The 21,839-nt window shown below is 55.5% G+C and carries 19 protein-coding genes and 1 pseudogene; 9 read left to right on the top strand and 11 right to left on the bottom strand.

What is annotated here, in order from left to right:
• Positions 1–3 precede the first annotated feature (3 nt).
• Complete coding sequence (gene purD, locus B2T33_RS07110) at positions 4–1,287, bottom strand: phosphoribosylamine--glycine ligase (RefSeq protein ID WP_286791589.1); 1,284 nt, start codon at positions 1,285–1,287, stop codon at positions 4–6.
• A gap of 115 nt (positions 1,288–1,402) precedes the next feature.
• Between purD and xseA the strand changes: the two genes are divergently transcribed.
• From xseA to B2T33_RS07095, 3 genes are read left to right on the top strand one after another with little or no spacing between them, the layout of a single operon-like run.
• Entirely contained in the window at positions 1,403–3,079 is a 1,677-nt protein-coding gene (gene xseA / locus B2T33_RS07105) for an exodeoxyribonuclease VII large subunit (protein ID WP_286791588.1), read from the top strand.
• Positions 3,079–3,933, top strand: coding sequence for a M23 family metallopeptidase (locus tag B2T33_RS07100; RefSeq protein WP_197146796.1), 855 nt, complete (start codon positions 3,079–3,081; stop codon positions 3,931–3,933). Before xseA ends, B2T33_RS07100 begins: the two co-directional genes overlap by 1 nt.
• 15 nt (positions 3,934–3,948) lie before the next feature.
• Entirely contained in the window at positions 3,949–5,487 is a 1,539-nt protein-coding gene (locus B2T33_RS07095) for a gamma-glutamyltransferase family protein (protein ID WP_197146797.1), read from the top strand.
• A 1-nt stretch (position 5,488) separates the two neighbouring features.
• On the opposite strand, the gene B2T33_RS07090 is transcribed toward B2T33_RS07095, so the two are convergent.
• The 6 genes from B2T33_RS07090 to B2T33_RS07065 all read right to left on the bottom strand — a co-directional run bounded on the left by B2T33_RS07090 (position 5,489) and on the right by B2T33_RS07065 (position 11,930).
• Positions 5,489–6,082: a hypothetical protein gene (locus tag B2T33_RS07090; RefSeq protein ID WP_197146798.1), complete on the bottom strand. Its 594-nt coding sequence runs from the start codon at positions 6,080–6,082 to the stop codon at positions 5,489–5,491.
• 100 nt (positions 6,083–6,182) lie between these two features.
• Positions 6,183–7,082, bottom strand: coding sequence for a lauroyl acyltransferase (locus B2T33_RS07085; protein ID WP_197146799.1), 900 nt, complete (start codon positions 7,080–7,082; stop codon positions 6,183–6,185).
• Complete coding sequence (gene lpxK, locus B2T33_RS07080) at positions 7,075–8,046, bottom strand: tetraacyldisaccharide 4'-kinase (protein ID WP_286791587.1); 972 nt, start codon at positions 8,044–8,046, stop codon at positions 7,075–7,077. The genes B2T33_RS07085 and lpxK overlap by 8 nt, the downstream gene beginning before the upstream one ends.
• Complete coding sequence (locus B2T33_RS07075; protein WP_286791586.1) at positions 8,039–9,331, bottom strand: 3-deoxy-D-manno-octulosonic acid transferase; 1,293 nt, start codon at positions 9,329–9,331, stop codon at positions 8,039–8,041. The genes lpxK and B2T33_RS07075 overlap by 8 nt, the downstream gene beginning before the upstream one ends.
• Complete coding sequence (locus B2T33_RS07070; protein WP_286791585.1) at positions 9,328–10,059, bottom strand: lysophospholipid acyltransferase family protein; 732 nt, start codon at positions 10,057–10,059, stop codon at positions 9,328–9,330. The genes B2T33_RS07075 and B2T33_RS07070 overlap by 4 nt, the downstream gene beginning before the upstream one ends.
• Positions 10,060–10,121: 62 nt before the next feature.
• Complete coding sequence (locus tag B2T33_RS07065; protein WP_120225515.1) at positions 10,122–11,930, bottom strand: ABC transporter ATP-binding protein; 1,809 nt, start codon at positions 11,928–11,930, stop codon at positions 10,122–10,124.
• A gap of 175 nt (positions 11,931–12,105) precedes the next feature.
• On the opposite strand from B2T33_RS07065, the gene B2T33_RS07060 reads away from it, so the two are divergent.
• Positions 12,106–12,903 (top strand): hypothetical protein, encoded by a 798-nt coding sequence (locus B2T33_RS07060; protein WP_286791584.1) that lies wholly within the window; start codon positions 12,106–12,108, stop codon positions 12,901–12,903.
• A gap of 13 nt (positions 12,904–12,916) precedes the next feature.
• Here B2T33_RS07060 and B2T33_RS07055 read toward each other — a convergent pair whose 3' ends face one another.
• Together B2T33_RS07055 and B2T33_RS07050 are read right to left on the bottom strand one after the other, a co-directional pair.
• On the bottom strand, positions 12,917–14,059 hold the full coding sequence (locus tag B2T33_RS07055) for a glycosyltransferase family 4 protein (RefSeq protein WP_286791583.1): 1,143 nt from the start codon (positions 14,057–14,059) through the stop codon (positions 12,917–12,919).
• Entirely contained in the window at positions 14,056–14,973 is a 918-nt protein-coding gene (locus B2T33_RS07050) for a UDP-2,3-diacylglucosamine diphosphatase (RefSeq protein WP_286791582.1), read from the bottom strand. The genes B2T33_RS07055 and B2T33_RS07050 overlap by 4 nt, the downstream gene beginning before the upstream one ends.
• Before the next feature lie 218 nt (positions 14,974–15,191).
• Here B2T33_RS07050 and B2T33_RS07045 point away from each other — a divergent pair, with 218 nt between their 5' ends.
• Together B2T33_RS07045 and B2T33_RS07040 are read left to right on the top strand one after the other, a co-directional pair.
• On the top strand, positions 15,192–16,139 hold the full coding sequence (locus B2T33_RS07045) for a diacylglycerol/lipid kinase family protein (protein WP_286791581.1): 948 nt from the start codon (positions 15,192–15,194) through the stop codon (positions 16,137–16,139).
• Positions 16,140–16,444: 305 nt separating this feature from the next.
• On the top strand, positions 16,445–18,442 hold the full coding sequence (locus B2T33_RS07040; protein WP_286791580.1) for a methyl-accepting chemotaxis protein: 1,998 nt from the start codon (positions 16,445–16,447) through the stop codon (positions 18,440–18,442).
• A gap of 89 nt (positions 18,443–18,531) precedes the next feature.
• Here the strand turns inward: B2T33_RS07040 and B2T33_RS07035 are convergent, their stop codons facing one another.
• Complete coding sequence (locus B2T33_RS07035; protein ID WP_286791579.1) at positions 18,532–19,881, bottom strand: TldD/PmbA family protein; 1,350 nt, start codon at positions 19,879–19,881, stop codon at positions 18,532–18,534.
• Between the two features lie 224 nt (positions 19,882–20,105).
• Between B2T33_RS07035 and B2T33_RS07030 the strand changes: the two genes are divergently transcribed.
• Genes B2T33_RS07030 through B2T33_RS07020 form a run of 3 tightly spaced genes read left to right on the top strand, consistent with a single transcriptional unit; the run spans position 20,106 to position 21,290 of the window.
• The gene (locus B2T33_RS07030) at positions 20,106–20,699 is read left to right on the top strand and encodes a hypothetical protein (protein WP_286791578.1); all 594 of its coding nucleotides are present in this window, start codon (positions 20,106–20,108) and stop codon (positions 20,697–20,699) included.
• A 58-nt stretch (positions 20,700–20,757) separates the two neighbouring features.
• Positions 20,758–21,000, top strand: coding sequence for a type II toxin-antitoxin system CcdA family antitoxin (locus tag B2T33_RS07025; protein ID WP_064782149.1), 243 nt, complete (start codon positions 20,758–20,760; stop codon positions 20,998–21,000).
• The gene (locus B2T33_RS07020) at positions 21,000–21,290 is read left to right on the top strand and encodes a CcdB family protein (RefSeq protein WP_197146809.1); all 291 of its coding nucleotides are present in this window, start codon (positions 21,000–21,002) and stop codon (positions 21,288–21,290) included. The genes B2T33_RS07025 and B2T33_RS07020 overlap by 1 nt, the downstream gene beginning before the upstream one ends.
• Before the next feature lie 3 nt (positions 21,291–21,293).
• On the opposite strand, the pseudogene B2T33_RS07015 reads toward B2T33_RS07020, so the two are convergent.
• Positions 21,294–21,839 (bottom strand): annotated as a pseudogene (locus tag B2T33_RS07015) (UbiD family decarboxylase domain-containing protein); the annotation flags it as partial.

Below are 21,839 nucleotides of genomic sequence, written 5' to 3'. Positions count from 1 at the left end.
GGTTTAGCCCTGTTCGCGGGCAACCGCGCGCCAGCCAATATCGCGGCGGCAGAAACCACCATCCCAATCAATCGCATCAACCGCCTCATAGGCGCGTTTCTGGGTTTCGGTCACCGTCGCACCGCGCGCGGTCACACCAAGAACGCGGCCACCGGTTGCAACAAGTTTGTCGCCATCCATCTTGGTACCGGCGTGCAGGACCTTGACCTTGTCCATGGCGTCCGCCGCTAGAACGTTTTTGATCTCGGTCCCTTTTTCGTAGGATCCCGGATACCCCTTGGCGGCCATGACAACGACCATGGCGGTTTCATCGTGCCATTCCGGTTTGACTTGATCGAGGGTGCCGGTGGCAGCACCCTCAAGGATATCAAGCACGTCTGATTTCAAGCGCGTCATAAGCACCTGACATTCCGGATCACCAAACCGAATGTTGTATTCGATCAGCTTCGGGTTGCCCGTATCGTCAATCATCAGACCGGCAAACAGCACGCCCTTGAACGGATGGCCTTCTGCGGCCATGCCCTTGACGGTCGGGATAATGATCTGATCCATGACCTTGGCTTCGACCGCATCGGTAAAGACCGGGGCCGGGGAATAAGCCCCCATGCCACCCGTATTGGGGCCGGTATCGCCTTCGCCAACCGCCTTGTGGTCCTGGGCTGCGACCAGCGGAATGACGTTTTTACCATCACATACGGCAAAAAATGAGGCTTCCTCACCTTTGAGGAATTCCTCAATCACGATTTCCGCACCGGCATCGCCAAACTTGCCGCCGACCATGCATTCTTCAATCGCGGCAAAGGCTTCGTCATTTGTCATACAAATGGTCACACCCTTGCCCGCGGCCAGACCATCGGTCTTGACCACAATCGGTGCGCCCTGTTTTTCGACAAACGCCTTGGCGTCTTTGGGATCGGTAAAACGGCCGTAGGCGGCGGTCGGTACACCGAACTTTGCCACCATGTCCTTCATGAAGCCCTTGGAGCCTTCAAGCTGGGCGGCTGCCTTGGAACAACCGAATGATTTAATGCCCTCGGCATCCAGTGCATCAACAAGGCCCGCAACAAGCGGGGCCTCGGGGCCGACAACGACCAGATCAACCGCGTTGTCCTTGGCAAATTTTACCAGACCATCGATGTCGCCATCGGAAATCGCAACGCATTCCGCCGAATCCGCGATACCGGCATTGCCCGGTGCACACCACAGTTTGGAAATGCGCGGGCTGCGCGCAATTGCCCAGCACAATGCGTGTTCACGTCCGCCGCCGCCAACGACCAGAACCTTCATGACTTTATCCTTCGACTTGTCCGATTGCTTGATGGTCCATGCGCGATGAACTAGGCTAGACCCAATTGCCACCCCGCAAAATTATTAGGCGGGCTTTTAGCATAAAGTACCCTTGATGACGCAAGATTTGTTCGACCCTTATGCCCCGGTTCCCGAAACGCCTGCAAAATCGGGAAATGCGCCCGAATTTTCGGTTTCCGACCTGTCAAACGCGCTGAAGCGGACCGTGGAGGATGCGTTTTCGTTCGTGCGGGTGCGCGGCGAAATTTCCGGGTTCAAGCGCGCCAGCAGCGGGCATATGTACCTTGCGTTGAAAGACGACAAGGCGGTGATTGATGGTGTGTGCTGGCGCGGGCAGGCGGCCAAGCTTGGCCTTGTGCCCGAAGACGGCATGGAAGTCATCGTTACCGGGCGGCTCACAACATTTCCGGGCCGATCAAAATACCAGATCGTCATCGAGACGATGGAAGTCGCGGGTGAAGGCGCGCTGTTAAAGCTTCTGGAAGAACGTAAAAAGAAACTGGCGGCCGAAGGCCTGTTTGATCCCGAACGCAAAAAGCCGATCCCGTTCCTGCCCGATGTCATTGGTATTGTCACATCGCCCACGGGTGCTGTGATCCGCGATATCATGCACCGCCTGCGCGATCGTTTCCCGCGCCGGGTTTTGTTGTGGCCGGTCCTTGTGCAGGGGCAAGGGGCGGCCGATCAGGTGGCCGAGGCGGTGCGGGGCTTTAACGATCTTTTACCCTATGGCCAGATCCCGCGCCCGGATGTGTTGATCGTTGCGCGCGGTGGTGGGTCGCTTGAAGATCTGTGGTCGTTTAACGAGGAAGTCGTTGCCCGTGCGGTGGCCGAGTCCGACATTCCGGTGATTTCGGCCGTCGGGCATGAAACCGACACCACCCTGATTGATTTTGTTTCGGATCTGCGTGCACCGACGCCCACCGGGGCGGCGGAAAAGGCCGTGCCGGTCCGGGTTGAGCTGATTGGTCAGGTCGAGGAAGATGGTCTTCGTCTGGCCCAAGCCGTGCGGCGTTTGGGCGTTGAAAAGAAAACCGCGCTTGAAAGTCTTGCCCGTGGGCTTGGCGATCCCAAACGCATGCTTGAGGAACGCAGTCAGACCCTTGATAACTGGGCAGACCGTTTGCCGCGCGCCGCCGTCAACGTCACGCAACAGGCACGCGCCCGGTTGAACGAGGCGAGTGCACGATTGGTCAGCCCGCGTGAACAGCTTTCGGAAAAGCGCGGGCGTTTGGAAAATGCGGCATTGCGTTTGGATGGTGCGATGAAATCCGCCCTTCAGATGCAGCAATCGCGCCTTGATCGTGCCGCGGCGGGCCTTCGACCTGTTGACGCCAAACGCGACATCGCACGTGCCGACAAACAGATCATGGATCTTGGCACGCGTTTGCAGGGGGCGGTTCGCAATACGCTGACCCGCGAGGCAGAGGGACTTGCCCGCTATGACCGGCTTTTGGAAAGCTATTCCTATCGCAATGTGCTGAAACGCGGGTTTGCCGTGGTGCGCGACGTGGACGGCAATCTTGTTGGTAAATCGTCCGATCTTGTCACGGGTCAGACCTATGATCTTGAGATGGGCGATGGCATTACCCCGGTGACAGCGGGCGAAGGTGTTGCGACCTCAAAGCCAGTGCCGGGCAGGGATGATAGCGCTACCATCGCAGATCAAAACGCAGCCATCTCTGCGCCCGAAAAGGCCGCCAAACCCAAACCGGCAAAGAAGAAAAATCCAAGCCCCAAAGACGACGACAGACAAGGGAGCCTACTGTAATGCGTATGACCATTTCTGGCATGCTGGCCGCAGCGGGCCTTTTGGCGGTTAGTCTTTCCGCACAGGCGGCCGAGCCGATCTATCAGGGGCGGTTTGTTCAGGGCGGGATTGTGTTCGGGCAAACCGATGCCGGATCGGAAGTGCTGCTGGATGACGAGGCGATTGATACCATTGCGCCCGATGGCCGGTTTGTTTTGGGGTTCCCGCGTGATTACGAAGGCCCGGCACGGGTCAGCATCCGGCATGCCGATGGCAGTGTCGAGGCGTTCAGTTACGAGATCGGTGATCGCGAATTTAATGTTCAGCGCATAGACGGACTGGCACCCAAAATGGTGACGCCCGATCCGGAAGTTATCAGCCGCATTCAGGATGATTCACGCCAGGCCCGCGAAGCACGCACCGAACGGTTTACCGAGAATTTCCTGGAAAACGGCTTTATCTGGCCAGCCGTTGGCCCGATAAGCGGTGTTTATGGATCGCAACGCATTCTGAATGGCGAACCGCGCGCACCGCATTGGGGTGTTGATATTGCCCTTCCGACCGGAAGCCCGGTTGTGGCGCCGGCGGATGGCATTGTGACGCTGGCCCATCCCGATATGTATTTTTCCGGTGCGACACTGTTTATCGATCATGGGCTTGGCGTGGTGTCGGCGTTTTTGCATCTGTCTGAAATTGATGTGCAAGTCGGCGACGTCGTCAAACAGGGCGATTTGATCGGCAAAATCGGTGAATCAGGTCGTGCGACCGGGCCGCATCTGGATTGGCGGGTCAATGTCGGTGCGGCACGGGTTGATGCACAGTTGCTGGTGCCACCAATGGAAGAAGCACAAAAGACCGCAAACGCCGGTCAGTAACGGGAAACATAAGCCATGAAAACCCACGGGGCCGTTGCCGCAGGACATGACGTTACCGCAGATGCGGCGGCCCGTGTGCTTGACGAGGGTGGCAATGCCTTTGACGCGGTGATTGCCGCGATGTGGGCGGCCTGTGTGGCAGAGCCGGTCCTAGCATCGCTTGGTGGCGGCGGGTTTGTCATGGCGCGCCCTTCCGGGCAAACGCCACGGCTGTATGATTTCTTCGTTGAAACCCCGCTTGAAAAACGATCGCGTGAAAACCTTGAGTTTGAAAGCCGCCTTGCGACCTTTGCCGGTGGCGTAACCCAGGAATTCCATGGTGGCTATGGTTCCGTGGCAACACCTGGTGTGGTGGCGGGGCTCTTTGCCGTCCATGACGATCTTGCCAAACTGCCGATGGCAAAACTGGCTGAACCGGCGATCCGTGCGGCGCGCGATGGCGTCGAACTTGATGCCTTTCAACGCTATGTCATGGGGATTGTCGAGCCGCTTTTGGGCTTTTGTGCCGAAAGCCGGAAGGTGTTTGGCAAGGTTGGCAAAACCGGTGCCGATGAGTTCGAACTGCTTGATGCCGGTGTGCTTCATCGGCAACCCGATATGGCAGACAGCATCCACTATCTGGTCGAGAACGGGGCAGAGGGATTTTATCAAGGTGACCTTGGTGCCGCCCTTGTGCGCGGATGTGCCGAACACGGTGGCTATCTGACGGCACAGGATCTGGCGGGCTATCGGGTGCTTCTGCGTGATCCGTTGCTGGTGTCCGGACGCAAGGGGCGGTTTGTCCTGAACCCGCCACCGGCATCGGGTGGGGTTCTGGTTGGTTTTGGTCTTAAGCTTGCGCGGGAAATGGCGTTGGGGGCCTTTGGCTCGGAACGTCATCTTGAGGCGGTGTCGCGGATTATTCATGCCACCGGTCTGGCGCGCGGGGAATATGGTGCACGCCCGGCAATCCTGGCGGATGAGCTTTGCGAACGTTATCGTCTGATGATTGGTGAACGCCCGCTTAGTCAGAATGGCACTACCCATATTTCGGTGGTTGATCAGCATGGTAATCTTGCCGCGGCGACGATTTCAAACGGCTCAACATCGGGGCGGGTTGTTCCCGGCACCGGGATCATGATGAACAACATGCTGGGGGAAGCCGATCTGTCGCCGGATGGTTTCCATAACTGGCCGTGTGGTGTTCGTATGACATCGATGATGACCCCGTCGCTTTATCTTGGGCAGGACGGGGCGTCGGTTGCGCTGGGCTCTGGCGGTTCAAACCGGATCCGTTCGACCATGCTTCAGGTGTTGCTTAATATCGATGCGTTTGACATGACCCTGCACGGCGCGATTTCAGCACCCCGCATGCATGTCGAAGATGAACTGTTATCGGTCGAGCCCGGATTTGATGACGCCTTGCTTGATGGGCTCAGCCTTGGCAATCAACAGCGCTGGGATTGCGAGGACATGTTCTTTGGCGGGGTGCATGCCGCCAAGGTCAATCAAGCGGGCGATATGCTTTCGGCGACCGGGGATGGGCGACGCAATGGTCATCAGATCATCGTTTGATTTATCTGAAACGCTGAATAACGGCGAAAATCAGTGAAAAGATCGCGATCAGAATGATGGCAACCGTTGCGATCAGAAGCGCCTGTTTGGTGCGCAGTTCATAGGCCTGCTTGCGTTCGACAAAGACAATCACATCACGGCGCAACTGGTCCATTTCCGGTGCAACATCAAGACTGTTGAGGTAAAGCCTTGCTCCTGCGCGTGCCAGAAGATCATTGGTTTTGTTCATCTCGCGGGTGAAAAGGGCAAACCGTTCTTCGGTGTCGGCCAGATCATCAAGAAGGTTTTTATCATCCTTCCCGGACGAGGCGATTGTGATGGTTGTTCGCGTCAGATCGCGCGCATCTTCTTCGATACATTGCGACAACGACTTTCGGGGTTGATCAGAGGTGCATTCGACTTGCCGACTGCCGAATTCCTCAAGGGCACGCTTCAGATGTTCCTTGAGCTGCTGATCAAGCTCGGAAATCCGCAAGCGGATATCGCGTGCTGTTTCACGAATGGTCGTGTCGTCCTGATCAAGCGCCATTGTCGGCCAGACGACAAAGATCGAGCCGGCCAGAATAAGACAGAAAATGATCAGCAAGCGGCGCAAAAAGGCGGGCTCCGAAGACGCGTTCGACAGCGGACGAAATGCCAGTCTGCGCCAACAGGGTTCCTATTCGGTTAATGCCTGATCAAAACGCCAGTCGGATTTACTTCGGCCAGCGGCGATGCAGCCAAAGCCATTGTTCGGGACGTTCGCGGATCCAGTGTTCCATGGTGGCATTCACATTGGTCATGATTGCCAGAGTATCGGCGCGGCGGTCACCGGTTTTGGTGACTTCAAGTGGCGGATAGAACGTGACGCGGAAATGCGCACCATTCAGGCGTTCTGAACGAACGGGAATGATTGGTGCATCGTATTTAAGGGCAAACTGTGCCAGTGCCGGGGCTGTCATCGCATCCCGGCCAAAAAACGGCACGGCGATACCATCGGTCATCTTTTGATCGACCAGCATGCAGGCATGACCGCCATCTTTTAGATAGCGCGTGAGCTTGCGTGCACCTTCCGGGCCTTTTTTGACCAGTTTCCCCTTAAAGGTTTTGCGGGCCCGCATGAACAGGCCTTCTACCCACGGATTATCCGGCGCGCGATAGACACTCATCATGTCCATATCAAGCACCTCGGCGATACACATGGTCGCTTCCCAGTTGCCGATGTGACCGGAAAAGAACAGGCCGGGCTTGTCGTCGGTCTTGGTGGCAAGGCCATTTTCAATGCCAACGATTTCAATGCGGGGTCCACCCGGGCGCATCTTATGCAGATGGGGAATTTCGGCAGCCGAACGACCAAGATTGTCCCACATGCCAACAATGATCTGCTCGATCTCTTCGGGGGATTTTTCCGGGAACGCCGCAACCAGATTGTTGCGTGCCTTTTTCGTCTGACCGACTTTGGGGCCCAAGGTGCGCATAAGCCAACCGCCAACCGCCGATGCCATGTCCACGGGCATCAGCGCAAACATCCAGTAGACCAGATACGCCCCGAAACCCTGAAGCGGGTGGGAGATGTATTTCTGGCGCATTTTGTAAAGTTGGCTGTTCTTATCCATCGGCAAGTACTGATGTCACAATCTTTGCGAGCTGATCTGGTGCCTCGAACACCAGACGAATGTCGAGACTGCTTATGCCGTCCCGGTCCGTTAATGGCAAGCGCATCAGATCCTTTTGGGTCGTGACAAGTCTGGCATCAAGCCGTGCCGCATCGGCACGCAGATCGCCAAGCTCTTGCGCCGTAAAGGGGTGGTGATCTGAAAAATCACGTGTCTGGATGATTTGCGCGCCAGCCTTTCGGAGGCTGTCATAAAATTTCGATGGTTGGCCAATGCCGGCAAAGGCGAGAACGCGGGATTGATTGAAATCGTCCGCGTTGATCGCCTCGATCGATGCGCGCAACACCGGAACGGAAGCCGGAAGGCGCGTGATGAAGTCGGGCGTCTTGTCGCCGATCAGAATGATGGCGCGCACTTTTTCGAGCCCACTGATCAGGGGTTCACGCATGGGGCCGGCGGGCATGACACGGCCATTGCCAATGCCATAGTTGCTGTCGATCACAGCGAAACTACAATCCTTGATCAGGGTTGGATTTTGCAATCCGTCATCAAGAATGATCGCATTGGCACCGGCATCAACTGCCATTTCGGCGCCAAGGGCACGGTTGCGTGAAATCCACGCCGGGCCATGCTGGGCGAGCAAAAGTGGTTCGTCGCCAACTTTGTCGGCCGTATCAACGCCCGGATTGACCCGGTGCGGGCCTTCAAGGGATCCGCCATAGCCGCGACTGACGAAATGCGGCGTGCGGCCAAGGTTCGTCAGAAGATTGTAAAGCGCAACAGCCGTTGGGGTTTTGCCGGCACCACCGACGGTGAAATTGCCGACGCAGAAAACCGGGCAGCCGGGATGGCGCGGCGTGGTTGTCAGTTTGCGAAAGCAGGTGCCCGCCCGCCAGGCTGCGGAAAGCGGGCTCAGAAGTTTCGGAATGACCCCGTCATGCTGCCAGAATTCCGGATCACGCATCACGGGCCTCCTTGATGCCCTTTTGCGCTAACAAGGGGCGCAAGGCATCAAGCGTTCGATCCAGCACTTCGGCCTTGGAGTTTGCGTAATCAAGCGCTGCTTTGGCGATTTTCCCTGTGGAGTCAGGATCGTGAAGCAGGGCGGCAACCTGTCGTGCAAGATCATCCGCATCGGTCACCGGGCGGCAGGCACCGTTTGCCAACATTTCAGCGCTGATGGCGGCAAAGTTGCTCATATCCGGGCCGTGCAAAATGGCGCAATTCAATCGTGCAGGTTCCAGCGGGTTCTGACCGCCACCCGCAGACAGGGTTTTGCCCATAAAGACGATTGGCGCGATGCGATAAAACAGGCCAAGTTCACCCATGGTATCGGCAAGGTAAACATCAGTGCCCGGTGTGATGTCGTGACCAAGGCTTCGGCGTGATACCTGCAGGCCCTGTGCGACCAGATCGGCTTCAATATCATCGGCGCGATCCGGGTGGCGCGGCACGATGATGGTCAGCACGCCGCTATGATCGCGGGCGAGTTTTTTATGAACGTCGCCGGCAATATGTTCTTCGCCCTTAAACGTGCTTGAGGCGAGCCAGACCGGACGATGACCAATCTGTTCCTGAAGCGTTGCCAGATCAGTTTCATCGGCGGGCAAAGGCGGGGCAGCAAATTTAAGATTGCCAACAGCCCGCACCGATGTCGCACCGAGACTTTCAAATCGCGTGGTTTCGTCACCGCTTTGGGTCAGGATCAGATCAAACGCAGAAATAACCGGCCGGATAAAGGACGGATAGCGTGAGTAACCCTTAAAGCTTTTTTCCGAAATGCGCCCGTTGAGCAATGCAAGGCTGACACCGGCTTTCTTGGCCTTGGTCAGAAGGTTTGGCCAGAAGTCGCTTTCAAGCCAAAGCGCGACATCAGGTTTCCAGTGATGCAGGAAACGCGCGACACAAACCTGACGGTCAATCGGGACAAACTGGTGAATGACGCCCTTGGGCAGGCGGGCATGCATCATGGTGGCGGACGTGACCGTGCCGGTTGTCACCAAAATGGATGCCGACGGATAAAGACGACGGATTTCATCAATCACCGGCAAGGCGGACAGGGATTCCCCCACACTGGCCCCGTGGATCCACACCAGATGTCCCTTGGGGCGGGCCGCACCCGGATGACCAAAGCGTTCCCCAATGCGCCCTGCGTCCTCCTTGCCGCGGTTTTTGCGACGGTTCAGATAAAGGTTTAGCGCCGGACCAAGCAGGCGGGTTGCCGCGCGATAGGCGTAAAACAGGCTCATGACCCGGTTTCCCCCACCGCGATGGCAGATCGCTTTTGTTTGGGCAGCTCATCGGGGGCAGCAGGCGGTATCACCGCAAGACCAAGTTCACGATCGGTTTCCTGGGTGAGCTTGGTCAGGGCGTTTTCAAGCTCGATCCGTTTGGCTTCCATGCCTTCGTCATCAAGCTTGCGGTCGACAAAAATCGGATCGCCCCAGTGAAAAACACCGCGTGAAAAGGGCAGGGGCAAAATGAACCGATCCCAACTTTGAATGACCTTGCGGTTGGAAGCCGAATAGGTCAGTGGGAAAATCGGAACACCGGCCATGCGGGCGGCCTGAATGATCCCGTCGGATGCCCGCATGCGGGGGCCGCGCGGCCCATCCGGCGTCATGCCGACAACTTCGCCAGCTTTCAGCGCCTTGAGAATCTGGCGCAGGGCCGCAGCACCGCCTTTGCCCTTGCCGGTCGACCCGGCGATGGTCTTGATATCAAAGCGTGCAATCGTCCGAGAAATGATTTCCCCGTCACGATGCGATGAAATCAGCATGTTAAACGGGCGGTCCCCGCCGACCGATCGCCACGTATAGGGCATCATCAAAAGACGTTGATGCCAGAAGGCAACAATAAACGGTTTGCCTTCTGTCAGGTAGTGGGCCGGATGGTCACCACCTTTGGTGCGCCAGCGTCCTGTGGCACGCATCAGGCGCACATAAAACGCCGCCAGCCAGCACAGTGTGCTGCGCATTGTATCGCTTTTTATGATCCGTTTATGCCACTGCACGCCCGATATTCCCGAAGTTGTCCGGATCAGTTTCCGTTTTCTTCCGAGAATTGCAAGTTATAGAGGTGCGCATAAGCCCCTCCCAGTGCTAGCAATTCTTCGTGTTTGCCCTGTTCGGTCACGCGCCCATTGCTGACAACGCAAATCTTGTCGGCATCAATGATGGTCGACAGACGGTGCGCAATTACAAGGGTCGTCCGGCCTTTCATCAGTTCGGCCAAAGCCCCCTGAATATGGCGTTCGGATTCCGTATCAAGTGCAGAGGTCGCTTCGTCCAGCAACAGGATCGGCGCGTTTTTCAGCATGGCGCGCGCAATCGCAATACGCTGGCGCTGCCCACCCGAAAGCTTCACACCATGTTCGCCGACAATCGTGTCATAGCCATGTTGAAGCTGTCCGATAAAGTCGTGGGCGGCGGCCTGACGTGCGGCTTGTTCGATCTCGGCATCCGATGCGCCAGCACGACCATAGGCGATGTTGGCCCGTACCGTATCGTCAAACAGGGTGATTTCCTGACTGACGAGTGCGGTTGCCTTGCGCAGGCTTTCAAGCGTCACATTGCGGATATCCTGACCATCAATGGTAATCGCACCCTGATCAATGTCATAGAAACGCGGGATCAGGTTGAGGATGGTCGATTTACCCGCACCCGACGGGCCGACAAGAGCCACGGTTTCACCTGCCTTGATATCAAGATCAATCTCGCGGAGTGCCGTGATTTCAGGGGTATAGGCAAAGGCAACGTTTTTGAAGTTGATGTTGCCGCCCGAAACGGCGAGCTCCTTGGCATCCGGTGCGTCCTTGATTTCAGGTTCAATATCAAGAACCGTGAAGACGCGCTGGGACGCAGCAAGGCCTTGCTGCAAGGTGATGTTGATATTGGCCAAACGTTTGACCGGCTCATAGGCCAGAAGCAAGGCTGTGATAAAGGCAAAGAAGCTCCCGGGGTCGCTTGCCCCGTCGATCACGCGGTTGCCGCCATAAATGATGATGGCGGTGATTGCTGCACCACCAAGTGTTTCCATGATGGGGGACGAACGTGCACTAACCGTCGATGCCTTGAAGCTCAGTTTGAAGACTGTCTCTACCAGCTTGCCCATGCGCGAACATTCATAGGGCTCCATGCCATATGCCTTCACGTGGCGAATGCCCTGGAAGGTTTGTTCAAGCAAGGTGGCGAATTCGCCGATCTGTTGCTGGGTATTGGCGGACACCTTGCGCATACGTTTGCCCAGTCGCGCAATCGGATAGATCGCAGCGGGAAATACGGTAAAGGCGATGATCGCAAGCAACCAGTCCTTGTAGAACATCACGCCGACAAGGACGACAGCGGTCAGAAGGTCTTTGCCAAAACCGGTCAGCGAGTTTGAAACTGCCGCGCGCATCGCGGTGATGTCGTTGGTAAAGCGCGTGATCAGCTTGCCGGTATTCGTGCTGTGGAAAAAGCCGATATCAAGGCGAATGACGTGCTCATACAGGCTGTTTTGCAGATCGGCCAGAATACGCCCACCGACATAGCTCATCAAAACGGTCTGGCCATAGTTGGCAAAGCCTTTGAGGGCAAAGGATCCAAGAACCGCTGCCCCGACGGGCACCAGCATGTTTTCCTTCTTGTTGATGAAAACATCATTGATGATCGGATCCATCAAAAGCGCATACAGGCCGGTCGCCCCGGCCATCAGAGCCATGCACAGAAGCGCGAGCAGTATTTTGCCAAGATAGGGGGCAACCGCATCTCGCACGATACGCTTGACCAGCGGCCAGGTACCCCAGTGTTCTGCAGTATGATCCAACGAATTCTTTGGCAATGATTTGATCCCGGCCTTCTTCGCCATTTCCAGATTGTATCGAATTGATACTATCGTTATGGATACGGCATCATAAAAGTAAAATACTCGCGCTGTTGCTAGCACGCTCGGACAAGGGCGGCAAGCTGCTGAGACGCTTTAACGGACACAAAAATGGTCTGCATAACAGCAGATTGCCAACTGCGACATATAAGACAAATAAATGAACGAGCAACTCCACGCACTTGTCGAACGCACTGTGGCCCTGGGTGTCGGTGCACGGGTTTTCCCGCTGCGCTGGGATAACCGGCGCATTTGGGTCAAACAGGCAGTTCCGGCCAAACATAAAGTCTGGCACAGCGTTCAGCGCTTTGCGGCCAACATTACCGGCATTCCATTGTTGCGCCCGACCGTATCGCCCGGCGGGCAAAAGGGCCTTGAAAGCGAGGCCGCGACGTTGCGCAAGCTTACATCCCTTGGTGTGTTGGTCCCCGATCTGATTGATGTCGGTGAAAACTGGATTGCGATTGGCGATAATGGCCGCATCCTTAAAACCTGCATCGAAGATGATGTCGACAAGGGCAATGATGATGCCATCCGTCGTCATGTTGTTGACGCCGGTGCGGCCCTGGCAAGATTGCATGGCGAAGGGGTTGCGCATGGTGCACCGTTGCTTCGCAACATGACACTGCGCGACGATCATCAGATCGGCTTTATCGATTTCGAAGAAGATCCGAACGCCCGCATGCCGGTGATTGATGCCCAGGCGCGCGACATCTTGCTGTTTGTTTTTTCCATCCAGCGTGAATTTAAAAAACGCCCGGAATTACTGCGCGCCGGATGGCAGGCCTATGTCGAGGCTGCTGGCGAAACCGCACCGCAATTAGTACCGCTGCGCAAGGTGATCAGGCTTTTGCGCCCGGTCTATCTGATGCTCCGCCCGTTCCGTCGCTGGCTGGGCACGGATGCACTGAACGGTCTTTGGGCATATCGCACCTTGCGCAAAAGCCTTTATCGCTGATCAGGCGTGCGGCCTATTGGGCTGGTTGCCCAACAGGTGCCTTGCCTGCCATGGTTTCAGGCGCGTGATCCGGTTCTGCGACCTTTGATTTTGCCGTGCTGGTCTTTGCCGCGTCATCCAGTGAAATACGGGTTGCCTCAACACCATCAAACCCACCGGAAAACGGTGCCAGATTGTGCAGGAACTGGGTGGCGGAATTACGCCAGCTATATTGTTCGGCCAACGCGCGGGCGTCGTCACTTTTAAGTTCCAACGCCGCCAAGGCGGCCTCGCGTAGGTCGGCATCAATGGCGCCAGCCTTGGTGCCGCGCACGATATCGGCTGGTCCCTGAACCGGGAAGACGGCAACCGGGGTGCCCGATGCCAGGGCTTCAAGGATCACAAGGCCAAAAGTATCGGTCTTGCTGGGGAAGACGAAGACGTCGGCCGCGGCAAAGGCCGTTGCCAGTTCTTCACCAATTTTTTTGCCGAGAAACTGCGCGTTGGGATATTTGCCCTTGAGCTCATTTAGCTGCGGGCCATCGCCAACGACAAACTTTGTGCCCGGCAGGTCAAGATCCAGGAAGTGGCCGATATTCTTTTCCACCGCAACCCGGCCGACAAACAGCCAGTGCGGTTTTGGGAAATCGCCAAAACTGGCTTCCGGGCGGGGGCGGAACAGGTCCAGATCGACACCGCGTGACCAGATTTGCAAGTTGTTAAAGCCCCAGTCGGACAGTTCCTGACGAAGGGTTTCGGTTGCCACCATGACGGATTGCGATTTGCCGTGGAAATGCTTCATGCCGCGATAAAGGATCGAAAGCGGCAGGCGCCAGCGGGCATGAATATATTCCGGGAAGCGCGTGTGATAGGCGGTCGAAAACGGAATGCCACGCTTAAGGCAATAGGCCCGTGCGGCCTGACCCAGCGGGCCTTCAGTGGAAATGTGGATGGCGACGGGATGAAGGGCCTCGATCATCTTGGCCATTTTACGTTTGGCAAAAAGCGCCAGCCGGATTTCCGGATAGGTCGGGCAGGGGATGGTTTTAAACTGATCGGGCGAGATGACATGAACGTCATGTCCCATCTCGCCCAACTCGCCGCGTACGGTTTCAAGGGTACGGACAACACCGTTGACCTGCGGATACCAGGCATCGGTTACGATCAGTATTTTCATGCAGTCTTTCCAATCGGTGCATCATTGCCCTTTTTCGAAGAGCCCGATGCAGAGTTGCCCGCTTCATGGGCGATACGAAACATGGAAATCAATTTGCCAAGGCCAAGCGACGGGGCGCTTGCCGCATCGTGGCCGGGGCTTGAATGGCTCACTGCCATCTGGCGCATTTCGGCCCAGTGCAGCAGTTCAAGCTTGCCTTCCTTGTCTTCGACAAGGGCAGTACAACTTTCAACCCAGTCACCATCATTGCAATAGAGCACATCGCCGATCTTGCGTTTTTCGGCGTGATGGATATGGCCGCAGACCACGCCATCCACCTTGCGTTTGGCGGCTTCATGGGCGACGGCGTTTTCAAAGTTGCAGATGAACTGAACCGCGTTCTTCACCCGGTTCTTAAGATAAGCCGAAAGCGACCAGTATCCGTAACCAAGGCGGCGGCGAACGCCGTTGAAATAGCGGTTGAGCGTAATGGCAAGGTTGTAGGCGGTATCACCGAGATAGGCCAGCCACTTGGCGTATTTGACGACGCCGTCAAATTCATCGCCATGGATGACCAAAAGGCGCTTGCCATCGGCGGTGACGTGGATATCGTTCATTTTAACGTCGACATGGCCAAAAGTCATATCGACAAACTCGCGGGCGAATTCATCATGGTTCCCGGGGACGAAGATGACTTTGGCGCCATTCTTTGCCTTTTCCATGATTGTCGTGATCACGGCATGATGACTTTCCGGCCAGTACCAGCTTTTCTTGAGGCGCCAGCCGTCAATAATGTCACCCACCAGATAATAGGTGTCTGCCGTCACTTCATTGAGGAAATCCAATAGAAGGTCTGCCTGACATCCACGTGTCCCCAGATGGACGTCTGAAATCCAGACCGTGCGGTAATGCGGTTGCAGCGTCATCGCTGTCATTGCCGCTCCTCCGTATCCTGCCAAAAGGATGGCTGGAATTCGACAGTTTGTCTTGCCGAATACTGTTCCAAGCCAGTATCGGTTTAAAACAAATCGTTCGATTATATAACCCGTTCACAGAAATTTCGCAGTTCTGTAAAGCAACTGTTACATGTTTTATTTCATATGGTAGGTGCTGTGAAAAATTTATTTCATTTTTATTTCGGAAGTGGGTCCAAATGACCGATGCGGATGTGACTGTCATCTTCAATCCACGTGCCGGTGGCAATAAACAGCGGTTTTTATCCCAGATATTGCAACATGCCGGCATCAAGGTGGAGTTGCTGCAAACCACTCATCCCGGTCACGCCCGCGAACTGGCCCGCAAGGTCCGTGCCCATCAACGCTTGTTTGTTGCCGGCGGCGACGGGTCGCTTAACGAGGCATTAAACGGATTGCTTGATGCCCAGATTGACGGGCACGAGGTCCCGCCACTTGGCATCATCCCGCTTGGAACGGCCAATGTGCTTGCGGTCGAGGTCGGGCTTGAAATCCGCGCACGCGCGATTGCCGACTATATCAATAACCCCGGCATGGTCTGGGTGCGTCCGGGACTGGTTAATGGCCGGGCGTTCTTTTTGATGGTCGGCATGGGGGCCGATGCCGATACGGTCGCCAATGTTTCGCTTCGCCTCAAACGCCTGATTGGTAAGGGGGCCTATGTTTTGGAAGGCCTTCGCAACATCTTTTTCCCGCGTCATCGTGATTTTGAAGTCAGTATTGGCCGGGAAAATTATCGAGTGTCGGGTGTGGTTGTAACCCATGCGCAACATTACGGCGGGGCATTTGTCATATCGCCCGATGCCAGCCTGACGGCCAACAGCCTTGATGTTGTGCTGATGCCGGGCAACGGGATCGGGGCCTTGTCGCGTTATGGTCTGGCACTGACACTTAATCGGTTGCATGCCCAAAGTGACGTTTCGGTGGTCCGGGCGGAGCGCATCACGATCACCAGTCATTGCGGACCAGCCCCGCTTCAGATTGACGGCGAAAGTGCCGGGAAACTGCCGTGTGAAATCAGCTTGTCCCCCTATCCTGTGCGATTGATGGTGCCGCCGGCCTATGCCGCATTGTCTTCAATGACCGATCACCCGTCACCTGATCTGCTTCGGATCGCTGCGGATTAAAAGAAATCGCTTCCAAACTTCATTCCTCTGGCTGTCGGGTTGTCTTGGTCAAACGCCTGGATTTCTGCGCTTTATTACGCATCTGTGATGGAATGCTAGTGGGTTCTTGAAGTTGAACTTCTTTTTTCCAATTTAATTATAAGGGGATAAGTGCGTGCCCCCTCTCCGTTTGAGGATATTGGGCACCGAGACAATTCCGCTAGATCGCATCGGTGAGCGTAGATGGTTGTCTTCGCCTTACAAGGAGTTTGACGATGGTTTCGGGGTCCTCTGCTTTGGTTCTCAACTCAGGTGTGTTGGCTGACATGCAGATAAAAACAAAAATTCTGGCTGGTTTTGCCGTGGTACTGGCAATTCTCATTTCGGCACTTGCCTTTGCGTATTTCACCTTTGTTGCTGTTTCACATGATGTGGATGAATATGCCCATTATGTCGAAGAAGCCGCGCTGATCAGCGAGATTGAGACGCAGTTCCTGCGCTTTAACAGTCACGCGCGTGAATTTGCCAATACGGCTGATCCGGCAGATGCCGAAGCCGTGTTTACCTATGCCAAGCAGCTTGAGCTGATGCTTAAAGACGCGCAGTCGCAATTCATGGTCGAAGAACATCGCAATCGCATTGAACACATCGCCGAAGAGCTTGATGCCTATCTGGCAAGCTTCGCCTCGGCCAAAAACCTGAGCGACGAATACCATTCCCTGATCCTGGATCGCCTTGAACCCGACGGGATCAAGATCGTTGCCGATCTCGACAAGCTTGTTGCCCATGCGCAGAACACCGGCGATCTTGAACTCCTCAAACGTTCAGTCGCGGCACGTGAACATGCGCTTCTGGCAAGGTTGTATGCCAATATCCTGATTGGCCGTCAGGATGACAGCTTTGGCGCGAAGTCCGCCGATGAATTTGCCAAGCTTGAGACCGCACTGGGCAGCATTGGTGATCAACCATTGCCTGGCGAACTTTCCAGTGTTCTGAAGGAAGCCAAGGAACTGTTTGCCGATTATCGTCAGGTCTTTGACAAGGTGCGTGCCGACGAACTGGAAATTGTCGCAACAGTCCACGGGACCATGCGCGAAGCATCCGAGGGCATTATTGCCGATGCCGAGGCCCTGAAACAGGAACTCGCGGTGGCAGAGCACAACATCTTTGAAAAGGTCGTCGCCGAAATCATTCTGGCAGAAAAGGAAATCCTGATCGCATCGATTGGCGGTGCCGTTCTTGGGATGGTTCTGGCCTGGGTCATGGGGGATCGCTTATCGCGTCCGATCACTGCGATTACGACCATCATGCGCAGGCTGGCCAATCATGATCTGGGTGTCGAAATTCCCGGACAGACCCGCAAGGACGAAATCGGCCAGATGGCACAGGCGGTTCAGGTGTTTAAAACCAATGCCATTCGCAATGACGAACTCGAAGCCGAAGCCCGCGCGCAGGAAGAACGATCCAAAGAAGAGCAGCGGCGGTTCATGAACCAGACGGCGGACAGCTTTACGACAAGTGTCGGGACCATTATCGAAGCGGTTGCTGCCGCGGCCGTCGAGTTGCAGGCAACGGCCACTGGCATGTCCCAGATCGCAAATTCGGCGTCAGAGCAAACGACGGCTGTTGCATCGGCCAGTGAAGAGGCAAGTGGCAATGTGGATTCCGTTGCTTCGGCCACTGAGGAGCTCAACAGTTCGATTGAGGAGATCAATCGTCAGGTTGTCTTTTCAAATGAAATCGCCAAGAAGGCGGTTGATCAGGCCCGCGAAACCATGCGCGGTATCAAGGAACTGGTCGAGGCATCCAACAATATCGATCATGTTCTTAAACTGATTACCGATATTTCCGACCAGACCAATATGCTTGCGCTCAATGCAACGATTGAAGCTTCGCGGGCAGGTGATGCGGGCAAGGGATTTGCGGTTGTCGCCAATGAAGTCAAAACCCTTTCGGCGCAAACGGCCAAGGCAACAGAAGAAATCCGCGCCCAGGTCGACAGTGTTCAAAGCCGCACCGGCTTTGCCGCCAACCAGATCGAACTGATAAGCCAAACGATCAGCGAAATGGAAGGCATTGTTGCGACCATTTCCTCGGCGGTGGAGGAACAATCTGCGGCAACCCGTGAAATCGCCTTTAACATAGAACAGGCCGCGACCGGGACAACGGTTGTCAGTTCCAACATTGTTACGGTTTCACAGGCTGTAAACGATGCAGGCACAGCATCAAGCGACGTTTTAACCGCGGTCAGCACTTTGTCCGAAAACTTTGCCACCCTGAAAGGTGCGACGGACAATTTCGTCAATGCCATCCGGTCGGCCTAGACGCACCGGATTTTCAGATACACAAACGCAAAACGCCCGGCCAAAATGGACCGGGCGTTCTTTTTTAATTGGGCAACAGCGAAGGTCGGTTACTGCCCGGCCAGCGTCATGCCGTCAATGCGAAGGGTCGGGGCATTGGTGCCGTATTTGAATGTCAGGTCATTGGCCGGGACAACGGTCTTGAACATGTCTTTGAGGTTGCCCGCCACCGTGATTTCGGACACCGGATAGGCCAGTTCGCCATTTTCAATCCAATACCCCGACGCCCCGCGCGAATAATCGCCCGTCACACCATTCACGCTGCTGCCGATCATCTCGGTGATGTAAAGGCCCGACTTGATGTCCTTGATCATGTCTTCGGGCGAAATGGTGCCCGGTTCCATATAAAGGTTGGTGGTCGACGGCCCAGGCAGGCTTCCGGCCCCGCGCGATGCGTTGCCGGTTGATTTCAGGCCAAGCTGACGGGCCGAACGCAGATCCATGATCCAGGTTTTCAGGACACCGTTTTCGATCAGATGGCGTTTCTGGTTTGCCACACCTTCTGCGTCAAACGGTTTGGACCGCAGGCCGCGTTTGCGATGCGGATCATCAATGATGTTGATATGCGGCGCGAAGATTTCGTTGCCCATGGCATCAAGCAGGAAGCTGGTGCCACGTGCAATGCCGGAACCATTAATCGCCGATGACAGGTGCCCAACGATAGAGGCGGAAACGCGCGGATCAAGGATGACCGGCACCTGCGCGCTTTTGACCTTGCGCGGGTTCAGACGACGCAGGGTTTTCTCGGCGGCCTTCTTGCCGATATCGACCGGATCGCGCAGATCGGTGGAAAACACTGCGCTGTCATAATCATAATCGCGTTCCATGCCTGTGCCGGTGCCCGCCAATACGGAAACCGAGATATGGCTGCCGGACCCGGCATAAGAATTGGCAAAGCCGTTGGTCGCGGCAAGCGTGATCTGATGGCGGCCCCAACCGGCTTCTGATCCTTCGGAATTGGTGATGCCGTCGACCGAACGCGCGGCCTCTTCGCAGGCACTGGCCCATTCGATCAGTTTGTCCTGATCAACTTCGCCCGGCTCGCACAGTTCAAGTGCTTCGACATTGAAGGTTTCGGCAAGTTCACTTGGGTCGGCAATGCCGCAATAGGGATCTTCCGGGGCATTTTTGGCCATCGCAACCGCACGTTCGACCAGCTCGGCAAGGGCCGCGTCGCTGGTATCAGATGACGATACAACTGCCTGTTGCTTGCCAATCAGAACCCGCAGGCCCAGATCAGCCCCCTCGGAACGTTCAAGCTTTTCCATCTTGCCCAGACGTTGGGCAAGCGAAAGCGATGTGCCTTCGACATAAACGGCATCGGCATCGTCTGCACCGGCCTTTTTTGCCTGTGCCAAAAGGTCATTGATGCGATCAAGTGTCATGTCGGTCTTGGGCATGGAGGCTCCCTTGTATCGGAATGTGTTTCTTACGTTATAGGGGGCACGAACGTTTTCGCATAGACCCGAAACAAAAAGCTGGTTTTGGTCTAAAATTCCTGCCTTGTTTCAGAGGTGGCAGGACGAGGGCCGAATGGCAAGGCCCGGTCAATGACAGATTTCAAACGGCTTTCTGTTATAGTCAGACAAACAAGTGCTACTGGCGCCAGATAAACGGGAACGCGATGAACAAGCAGAAAATTCTTTCCGGGCTTAGTGTGGCTTGCCTGATCGGATTGGTCAGCCCTGCATTCGCAGATGACAGCAAGACTGTGATGAAAGGCTGGGATGAAAATGGTGTATGGGAGCTGAATGCGAATGGCGAAACCGATCCGGTTTCAAGCGCACAGTTTTATTACGAAATGCGCTGGCAGGGCGGGAAATATGCCCGAAATTATCGTCATCAGATGCTGACCGGTGATTTTACCTGTGACGGCGTGCTCGATCGCATCGCCGGTTGGGTTGACCTTGATAACCCTGACGGTCCGTTTTTCGCACTGTTGTTTGTGACCAACCATGGTGCCAAAAATCACAGTGAAATCCGTTATATTCCGTTCAAACAGTCCGAGCAGTTTGCGCTCTGTGTCTTTGATGAAGCGGCACCACCGGTGCTGAGCTGGCAGGAAAACAGCACTGAATACATGGCCGAAGTTATGGGGGATGCGGATATGTGCAATTTCGCCATCCGCGTTGATGATTTCATGTGTGATGCGCCGCAGTTTTTCTATTCCGAGAAGCCGGATGAAAATGGCGATCACTGGATGTTCTTCAGAAATTGAGCTTCGCTTCGTTTGCTGATAAAGTATGCGCATAAATATGCACATGGAACTTGCGTAAATGACCGCAGATGTCAAAGCCAAGCAGCGCAAGCCGACAAATGTCAGTCTTGATGCTGAATTGTTGCAAGAGGCCAAAAAACTCGGGATCAACATTTCGCGCTCGGCTGAGTCGGGTTTGCGCGATGCGATTTCGATGAAACGGGCTGAACTCTGGAAAGAGCAAAACAAGGCAGCCCTTGAAGCCAGCAACAGCTATGTCGCGAAGAACGGCATACCATTGGCCAAACATCGGAAATTCTGATGGCCAAGGGGGATATTTGCCGTTTCGAGGATGGCTATGTCGTCGATGTGCAGTCGGATCTGCTTTCTGATTTGCAGACACGGGTCGTCGTGCCCCTGAAACCAATCGCCGAATATACCATGCCCGCCGACCGGCTTAATCCCGTCATCCAGATTAATGGCGACGAATGGGTTTTGTTGCCGCAGTTTATCGCGACAGTTGGGCTGGCGGAAATTGGTGAGAAAGTTGGTGAGTTCGAAGATAGTTTCGGCCTCACCAACGCTCTCGACATGGTCTTTCACGGCTTTTAGCGATCAGTCCCGCCAAATCTTCTTGCCCGTTCCGGGCAGGCCATAGCGTTCCCATTTCTGATCGACACGGTCGATTATGTCATCATCCATATAGATCTTTTCGCCCCATTCGCGGTTGGTTTCGCCGGGCAGCTTGTTGGTGGCATCAAGGCCAAGCTTGCCACCAAGACCCGAAACCGGGGACGCGAAATCAAGGTAATCAATCGGGGTGTCGGTGACGGTTGTGATATCACGCACCGGGTCCATCCGGGTCGAGATCGCCCACATGACATCTTTCCAGTCGCGGACATCAATATCGTCATCCACGACAATGACGAATTTGGTGTACATGAACTGCCGCAGGAACGACCAGACGCCCATCATCACGCGCTTGGCATGACCGGCATAGGCCTTCTTCATCGAGACAACCGCGATGCGATAGCTGCATCCCTCTGGCGGCAACCAGAAATCTACGATTTCCGGGAATTGCTGCTGCAAAAGCGGCACGAAGACGTCATTCAATGCTTCGCCCAGAACCGATGGTTCATCTGGCGGACGGCCGGTGAAGGT

Origin of the sequence: Thalassospira sp. UBA4513 (assembly GCF_002388495.1) — a bacterium.
Classification (GTDB): Bacteria; Pseudomonadota; Alphaproteobacteria; order Rhodospirillales; family Thalassospiraceae; genus Thalassospira; species Thalassospira tepidiphila.
Note: the sequence above shows the minus strand (reverse complement) of the source record. Positions and strands in the feature narration are given on the sequence as shown.

Coding starts and splice junctions, on each gene's coding strand:
- purD (WP_286791589.1), bottom strand. CDS start 1,287: ATGAAGGTTCTGGTCGTTGGCGGCGGCGGACGTGAACACGCATTGTGC.
- xseA (WP_286791588.1), top strand. CDS start 1,403: ATGACGCAAGATTTGTTCGACCCTTATGCCCCGGTTCCCGAAACGCCT.
- B2T33_RS07100 (WP_197146796.1), top strand. CDS start 3,079: ATGCGTATGACCATTTCTGGCATGCTGGCCGCAGCGGGCCTTTTGGCG.
- B2T33_RS07095 (WP_197146797.1), top strand. CDS start 3,949: ATGAAAACCCACGGGGCCGTTGCCGCAGGACATGACGTTACCGCAGAT.
- B2T33_RS07085 (WP_197146799.1), bottom strand. CDS start 7,082: ATGGATAAGAACAGCCAACTTTACAAAATGCGCCAGAAATACATCTCC.
- lpxK (WP_286791587.1), bottom strand. CDS start 8,046: ATGCGTGATCCGGAATTCTGGCAGCATGACGGGGTCATTCCGAAACTT.
- B2T33_RS07075 (WP_286791586.1), bottom strand. CDS start 9,331: ATGAGCCTGTTTTACGCCTATCGCGCGGCAACCCGCCTGCTTGGTCCG.
- B2T33_RS07070 (WP_286791585.1), bottom strand. CDS start 10,059: ATGCGCAGCACACTGTGCTGGCTGGCGGCGTTTTATGTGCGCCTGATG.
- B2T33_RS07065 (WP_120225515.1), bottom strand. CDS start 11,930: ATGGCGAAGAAGGCCGGGATCAAATCATTGCCAAAGAATTCGTTGGAT.
- B2T33_RS07060 (WP_286791584.1), top strand. CDS start 12,106: ATGAACGAGCAACTCCACGCACTTGTCGAACGCACTGTGGCCCTGGGT.
- B2T33_RS07055 (WP_286791583.1), bottom strand. CDS start 14,059: ATGAAAATACTGATCGTAACCGATGCCTGGTATCCGCAGGTCAACGGT.
- B2T33_RS07050 (WP_286791582.1), bottom strand. CDS start 14,973: ATGACAGCGATGACGCTGCAACCGCATTACCGCACGGTCTGGATTTCA.
- B2T33_RS07045 (WP_286791581.1), top strand. CDS start 15,192: ATGACCGATGCGGATGTGACTGTCATCTTCAATCCACGTGCCGGTGGC.
- B2T33_RS07040 (WP_286791580.1), top strand. CDS start 16,445: ATGCAGATAAAAACAAAAATTCTGGCTGGTTTTGCCGTGGTACTGGCA.
- B2T33_RS07035 (WP_286791579.1), bottom strand. CDS start 19,881: ATGCCCAAGACCGACATGACACTTGATCGCATCAATGACCTTTTGGCA.
- B2T33_RS07030 (WP_286791578.1), top strand. CDS start 20,106: ATGAACAAGCAGAAAATTCTTTCCGGGCTTAGTGTGGCTTGCCTGATC.
- B2T33_RS07025 (WP_064782149.1), top strand. CDS start 20,758: ATGACCGCAGATGTCAAAGCCAAGCAGCGCAAGCCGACAAATGTCAGT.
- B2T33_RS07020 (WP_197146809.1), top strand. CDS start 21,000: ATGGCCAAGGGGGATATTTGCCGTTTCGAGGATGGCTATGTCGTCGAT.